Raw genomic sequence first — 6,988 nt, forward strand, 5'->3', positions numbered from 1 at the left:
GATTGAACACTCAAGGCATCGAAGCTTCACAGGTTTCGCTGCTAATCTTTTAGCAGGACTCATTGCTTACTGTTGGTTTCCCTTTAAGCCGACACTCAAGAACGTGTCGGCTTATGGACAAGCTGCAAAAAACTAAGCTGTTTCAATGATTTAGGCAAGCTCTTATCCCGAACTCAGGTTAACTTTAGACATTGGTATATTTGCTCGCCTCTGGCATCCAGCGGTGAATTAATTGGGTCACCTCAGCTTTGCGTGAGTCATCGTTGATCAAGCGCTTTGCCAAATGGCTGGCAATCATCAGTAAGTTGTCATCACGACTTAAATCTGACACATAATAGCCGACATTACCGGTTTGACGTTTGCCTAATAACTCGCCTGGACCACGCAACTGTAAGTCTTTTTGAGCAATCACAAAGCCATCGTTGCTGTCACGCAGCACATTAAGACGCTCAATGCCCGTCTCAGATAAAGGGGTCTGATATAGCAGCACACAGAAGCTTTTGGTCGAGCCGCGACCGACACGGCCACGTAGCTGGTGCAGCTGTGATAAGCCCAGACGCTCCGCATTCTCAATAACCATCAACGAAGCGTTTGGCACATCCACTCCGACCTCAATTACCGTAGTGGCCACCAATAAATCCAAGTCGCCGTTTTTGAAAGCGGCCATGACCGCTTGTTTTTCTGCGCCTTTCATTTTGCCATGCACCATCCCAATGCGAATATCTAAGCGCTCACTTAAATCGGCATAAGTGGCTTCAGCGGCTTGGGCATTTAAAGTGCTCGAGTCATCAACTAGAGGGCAGACCCAGTAAGCCTGCTTGCCTTCTTTGCAGTTGGCGGCAATCCGTTCAATCACCTCATCGCGGCGGGCACGGTCAATGGTCACCGTGGTAATCGGCGTACGCCCTGGCGGCAACTCATCAATAATAGAAGTATCCATATCGCCATAAGCACTCATCGCAAGCGTTCGCGGAATAGGGGTGGCAGTCATAATTAATTGGTGCGGGGTACTGTCTGCTACGCCTTTGTCAGTTAACGCCATGCGCTGCTCAACGCCAAAGCGGTGCTGTTCATCAATAATAGCCAGCCCCAGCTTGGCAAAGACTACAGACTCTTGAAATAGAGCATGAGTGCCGACCACAACCTGCACTTCATTTTCAGCCACAGCTTGTAACGCTTCGCGGCGCTGTTTGGCGGTTTGCTTACCGGCTAGCCAGCCCACACCGATACCTAAGGGCTCAAACCAAGCTTTAAAGTTAATCAAATGCTGCTCAGCTAAGATTTCAGTCGGTGCCATAACAGCTACTTGCCAGCCACTGTCTAAGGCGTAACAAGCGGCTAGTGCAGCTACCAAGGTTTTACCTGCTCCCACATCGCCTTGCACCAAACGTAGCATTGGAATAGAGGTGGCCATGTCACTGGTAATCTCATTGACCACTCTGTTTTGGGCAGCAGTCAAACTAAACGGTAAGTTGGCTAACAGTTTATAGGCTAGAGGGCTTTGTTTATCGCACTTAGGTGCTTTGTGTTGGTGCAATTGCTTACGGCGATAAAGCATACTTAATTGATGTGCAGTCAGCTCTTCGACAATCAGGCGCTGGCAGGCTGGGTGAGTGCGTTCTTTCAATTGCTCTAATTGCGCCACTTGCAGCATGATATCGGTGTGCATCGGAGGCGTATGAATTAAGGTTAATGCTTCAAATAAAGTCAGATTTTGCCAACTTGGAGCTGAGGAGTTGGTAGTGGTATTAACGGCTTGCTGAGTAGGGGTTGTTACAGGTAAGCCATAAGCATTTTTTGGTAACGGAGCGGGCAAGTGATTGACTGCTTCCCAGTCGGAGCTATTAAAAATAGTAAGCGGGAGCCCTTGTTGGTACACAGTTTGCAGAGCCAATTTAAGCAGGGTGCGTAGTTTATTTTGATGTAAACCCTTTACCGTGGGATAGATAGGTTGCAGTCCGGTATTGACCACAGGCGCACTAGGAGCCACCACATTATATTCAGGGTGCGCCATTTGCACGCCATAGCGACTTATTTTGACCTCACCAAACACTCTCAAACGGGTACCTAAAGTCATGGTCTGCGCCAATCCCGCATAGACTTTAAAAAAGCGTAACTGTAAGGCGCCGGTAGCATCTTCTATCACTACCGTCATACCACTACGTTTGTTATCCACGTAGGTCACTTGCCCTTCAACCAAGGCAGATTGACCATCTTGCAAGTCATTGATATTGATCAAGCGACTTCGATCTTCATAATCTCGAGGCAGATGCAGCAGCAAATCAAACAGGCGCTCAATCCCTAACTGCTCAAGCTGTCCTTCAATCTTGCTGCCGACACCTGCCAGCACATGGACGGGCAGGTCCACAGCAGTTTGGGCTGTATTGGCAGAGGCCTGTGAAGAGGGGTTTAAAGAGGTTGGCATAGCGAGTCTCTTGATTGGCTGAATGTAAGAGGGGTTTATTATAGTAGAGGCGGTCTCACCGGATATTAGAGCTTATTATATATCCTGTATATGGCCTAAGATTTTTTTGGCCCAGACTGTTATCATACGCATATTATTGGCTTTATAAATAGTGGTTTTGATAACGCTATTTTTATTAAGCCTATTTTAGATAACCATTTAAATAATCAAACCTCCCAGTTTAGCCATTTATTTCCCTAAAGATACCAGTTACCGGAGCGGTCATGCGAGCCTCAACCCAACATGTGCAAGACAGATTAAATCAACCATATGAACACCAGAGTACCTCACAGTTGCCTATTGGTACTGCGGTGATTTTGGCGTGGTTGGCTGGGGCTATGTTCATGCTGTCGCTAGCCCCCTATGGTTATTGGATTATTGCGCTGATTTCTCCAGCTTTGCTATACGCTCTATTGTTGGGGCCGATGAGCAACAAGCGGGCTTTTATTATCGGCGAAGCTTATGGTATGGGTCTTTGGTGCGTGGGCGCTTTTTGGCTGTATACCTCCATCCATGATTATGGAGACATTCCGGCACCTTTGGCCCTTTTGGCCATTGCGGTTATGGGGCTGGGTATGGGGTTATTCCATGGTTTTCTAGCCTTAATCTTCAACCGCTTTGTCGGTAAGCAGCCGTTGGCATTTGCTGCCTTATGGGTGCTTCAAGAATGGCTGAAGACTTGGTTGTTTACTGGTTTCCCGTGGCTTTTTGTGGGTTATGCTTTCACTGAGCAGTACTGGTTGTCTTCATTAGCACCAGTGGCTGGGGTGTTTGCGGTATCTTTTGTGGCAGTTTTATTGTCTGCGAGTTTGGTCGATGCGTTTCGTAAGCGGGCTGGTTATTTAGTGGTGACAGCGCTGTTTATTGCAGTGAGTATTGGGCTGTGGCTGGGCAATCCAGCGTGGACTCAGCCCAAACCCAATAGCGAGAATATAAAAGTATCTTTGATACAAGGTAATATTCCGCAAGACCTTAAATGGCTGACTGATTACCGTTATAAAACACTTGAGATTTATGCCACCCTAAGCAGTACTGAGTGGGACCAGGATATGGTCATTTGGCCCGAGTCTTCTATCCCTATGTTCCAAACGGAAGCTTGGCCTTTTATCACTGAAGTAGTGAAGGTGGCCAAACAAACAGATACCACTTGGGTCACAGGTATTCCTTACAAAGATGAAGCTGCGTATCAGCAGGAAACGGACAAATATGCGCCATTTTATAACAGTGTTATTGCACTAGGAGCACAAGCGGATGGGCTTTATAAAAAGCAGAATCTGGTACCTTTTGGGGAGTATATTCCGTTTCAGGGGGCGCTAGATCTGTTTCCTAACTTGGCGGGCAGTCAAGATATTATGAGCTATAGCCGGGGTCCTGCCAATCAATCACCCCTTCAAGTGCGTGGTCATAATTTAGGCTCAGCAGTGTGCTATGAGGTGGCTTATCCTGATACCACACGCCGCAATGCGCAGAATACTGATTTCTTATTGACCATCTCTAATGACGCTTGGTTTGGCACCTCAGCAGGGCCTCTACAGCATTTACAGATGGTGCAGATGCGCTCGTTAGAAACTGGTCGTTGGTTTATGCGTGCCACCAACACTGGGGTAACTGCCATTATTGATCACACCGGTAAGATTGTGGCTCGAGCCCCACAGTTTGAACGCACCGTGCTGCGTGGCGAGGTGCAATCACGCACAGGTATGACGCCTTATGTCCGTTTTGGTAATACGCCTATTTTATTATTAATAGGTTTGATGCTAGTGTTAAGCTACTTGGGTAAACGCTCCTTTAAGCGCTAAATTTAAGCGAAAAACAACAGCAACTTTAGGGTTGATTGATAAAAATGTACTATTAATCCACAAATTGGGCAGGGCGTTTTCACAAAAGGTAGCAAATTGCGATATAATAGCAAGATATGTGATCGGTTCTGACTGTGATATAGTGCTGAAGTGTGGTTATTAGGCGCAACGTAGACAAACTACCACATGAATTAAATACTACATGGCAGAGGAACCCCTCTTCTTAAACCTTTATCAAATTATACAGATAGGTGACCTATGGCAGATGCAAGCCAAAATAAACCAAAAAAAGAATTTGCCTACGCTTTGGTAGGGACTGCTGCATTTTTGGCTATCGTACTTCTTATTGGTATTTCAGCCTTTTTACGCCCTGCAGACAAACATGTAGCGCCTAAAGCTGCTGTAGAAGCAACCACTGAAGAAGCGGCGGTTGCTGAAGAGGCAACGGCACAGCCTGAAGCTGAAGCAGAAGCGACAGCTACTGAGACTGCCCCAGCAGCAGAAGCCGTTGATACCCCTGCAGCTGAAGCTACAGCAACTACTGAAGCAGAGGCTGACACTGCAGCTGAAGCGACAGCAGAAGCCACAGACGCACAGTCTGCAACCCAAGAAGCTGCTCCAGCAGAAGCAGAAGCGACTGCAGAGGCCACTGAAACGGCTCAGTAATTAACAGTCTTGAGAGTTTAAAGCCCGTTAAAAACAGGCTAAAACCCGCTTTATCTATATGATAGAGCGGGTTTTTTTAATATAACGTCACTAATTTTTCTTTACCCTCTGCTGCGCTCATGAAACAATACTTCGTTTTATAAAATATCAGACTACTACTCCGAAATTTTTGAAATGACTCTAACATAACTGCTAGCTGTAGAGACTGCTATATAAAGATAGACTGAGTTCACTGTACAGTTGAGAGAGGTATGTTTAACTGTTATACAACCAAGGAATTAAGACTATGAGTAATGCAGACTCAAATCGGACAGGGGCTTCCGCTGAGGCACAAGCGCTAGACAATGGTTTTATGGGCCACCCTCAGCCACTACGATCTCTGTTCTTTACCGAAATGTGGGAACGCTTTTCGTACTATAGTATCCGCCCGCTACTGGTGCTATTTATGGTCGCCTCCATAAGTAATGGAGGTTTTGGTTTTGATGATGCTACAGCCTCGGCCATTTATGGGATTTTTGCTGGTACCTTGTATCTAGCAGCGGTGCCAGGGGGTTGGTTGGCCGATAACTGGCTAGGTCAAGAGCGTGCTTTGTGGTGGGGCAGTATTATTATTGCCTTAGGTCACTTATTTATCGCGCTTTCCGCCTTATTTGGCATGTCAATGTTTTTCATTGGTCTGGTGTGTATTGTTCTAGGCTCAGGATTATTCAAGACTTGTATTTCGGTCATGGTAGGCGCGTTATATCCCAAAGGTGACGCCCGCCGTGATGGTGGTTTTACCCTATTTTATATGGGGATTAACATTGGAGCTTTGTTGGCCGCACTTATCGTGGGACTATTCCAAGAAAGACAAATGTGGCATGTGGGCTTTGGCGTAGGCGGTTTAGGGATGCTGGTATCGCTACTGGTATACCGTTTTGCTGCCCGAAAGAACCTAAAACGATTTGCTAAAGCTCAAGGCATTACCCCCGAGTGGGAAGTGGCTAATGATCAGTATCAGCACATAGGACGTTGGGTAGGGGTCTTCTTAGCGGCTCTGATTGCGCTAATTGTACTGATTGCCACAGGGATTATGCCCTTCAATCCGAGTATGGTTGCTGAGTATATGACCTATATCATCGCTGGTATGGTTTTATTGTATTTCGCTTATATGTTTATCTCTCCTAAGCTTGATAAAACCGATAAGCTGCGCCTACTAATTTGTTTTATTTTGATTATTGGTTCAACTTTATTTTGGTCAAGCTTTGAGCAGCAACCGACTTCATTTAACTTATTTGCCGACCGTTATACCGACCTAAATGTGTTTGGATTTGACATTCCAAGTATCTGGTTCCAGTCATTAAACCCTATTTTTATCTTGATTTTGGCACCGATTGTTAGTGTAATCTGGGTTTGGTTAGGTAAGCGTAACCTTGAGCCCAGTAGTATGGCCAAGTTCTCATTGGGTATGTTACTGGCAGCTGCAGGTTTTGGTCTGATGATTATGGCCTCTAAGTTAGTGGTTGCCAATCCGGACACCTTGGTATCGCCTTTATGGCTAACCGGTAGTTTGTTACTATTGACGCTAGGCGAACTGGCTTTAAGCCCAGTGGGATTGTCCTCTATGACCAAACTTGCCCCCAAAGGCATGCAAGGTCAGATGATGGGGCTATTCTTTACCTCTCTGGCCATGGGTAACTTGGTAGCGGCCTTCTTCGGCGGTCATGTTTCAGCCGATACCATTGAAGGATTACCCAGCTTATTTACCACTATGACTATCTTCTTGGTGGTGACTGCACTGATTCTATTGGCACTATCAAAGCCAGTCAGAGCCATGTTAGATCGCAGTGAAGCTGAGGATGAGCATCGCAATACTGTTTAAATAAGCTGTAAATATAAGACAGTTTTTTAAGCTACTTACTATAGTCATAGCCCCATAAATAAGATACACTGATAAGATGGCATATTCAAAAGACTACAGACAAATGATATTAGACAAGCTTGACGAAGGTTACAGTTATCGAGAGCTTGCCGAAGAATATCAAATCAGTACAACGACAATTCAGCGTTGGAAAAAGAA

5 protein-coding genes and 1 pseudogene are annotated in these 6,988 nt (G+C 45.9%); 5 read left to right on the forward strand and 1 reads right to left on the reverse strand.

Features of this window, described 5'->3' with window-relative positions; genetic code table 11:
* Positions 1-136: pseudogene (locus tag A1019T_RS01020) on the forward strand (IS982 family transposase); the annotation flags it as partial.
* 48 nt (positions 137-184) lie between these two features.
* Here the strand turns inward: A1019T_RS01020 and recG are convergent.
* A complete protein-coding gene (gene recG / locus A1019T_RS01025) occupies positions 185-2,425 on the reverse strand; it encodes an ATP-dependent DNA helicase RecG (protein ID WP_077450026.1) in 2,241 nt (746 codons plus the stop codon).
* Positions 2,426-2,688: 263 nt separating this feature from the next.
* On the opposite strand from recG, the gene lnt reads away from it, so the two are divergent.
* The 4 genes from lnt to A1019T_RS01045 form a co-directional block, all read left to right on the forward strand.
* Complete coding sequence (lnt, locus tag A1019T_RS01030; protein WP_077450027.1) at positions 2,689-4,263, forward strand: apolipoprotein N-acyltransferase; 1,575 nt, start codon at positions 2,689-2,691, stop codon at positions 4,261-4,263.
* A 258-nt stretch (positions 4,264-4,521) separates the two neighbouring features.
* A complete protein-coding gene (locus tag A1019T_RS01035; RefSeq protein ID WP_077450028.1) occupies positions 4,522-4,929 on the forward strand; it encodes a hypothetical protein in 408 nt (135 codons plus the stop codon).
* Between the two features lie 286 nt (positions 4,930-5,215).
* Positions 5,216-6,790 carry a peptide MFS transporter gene (locus A1019T_RS01040; RefSeq protein WP_077450029.1) on the forward strand — a complete coding sequence of 525 codons (1,575 nt, stop codon included), beginning with the start codon at positions 5,216-5,218 and terminating at the stop codon, positions 6,788-6,790.
* A gap of 76 nt (positions 6,791-6,866) precedes the next feature.
* A partial coding sequence (locus A1019T_RS01045; RefSeq protein ID WP_143514058.1) for a helix-turn-helix domain-containing protein occupies positions 6,867-6,988 on the forward strand: 122 nt, incomplete at its 3' end.

This window comes from Psychrobacter piechaudii, from assembly GCF_900162825.1.
Lineage (GTDB): Bacteria > Pseudomonadota > Gammaproteobacteria > Pseudomonadales > Moraxellaceae > Psychrobacter > Psychrobacter piechaudii.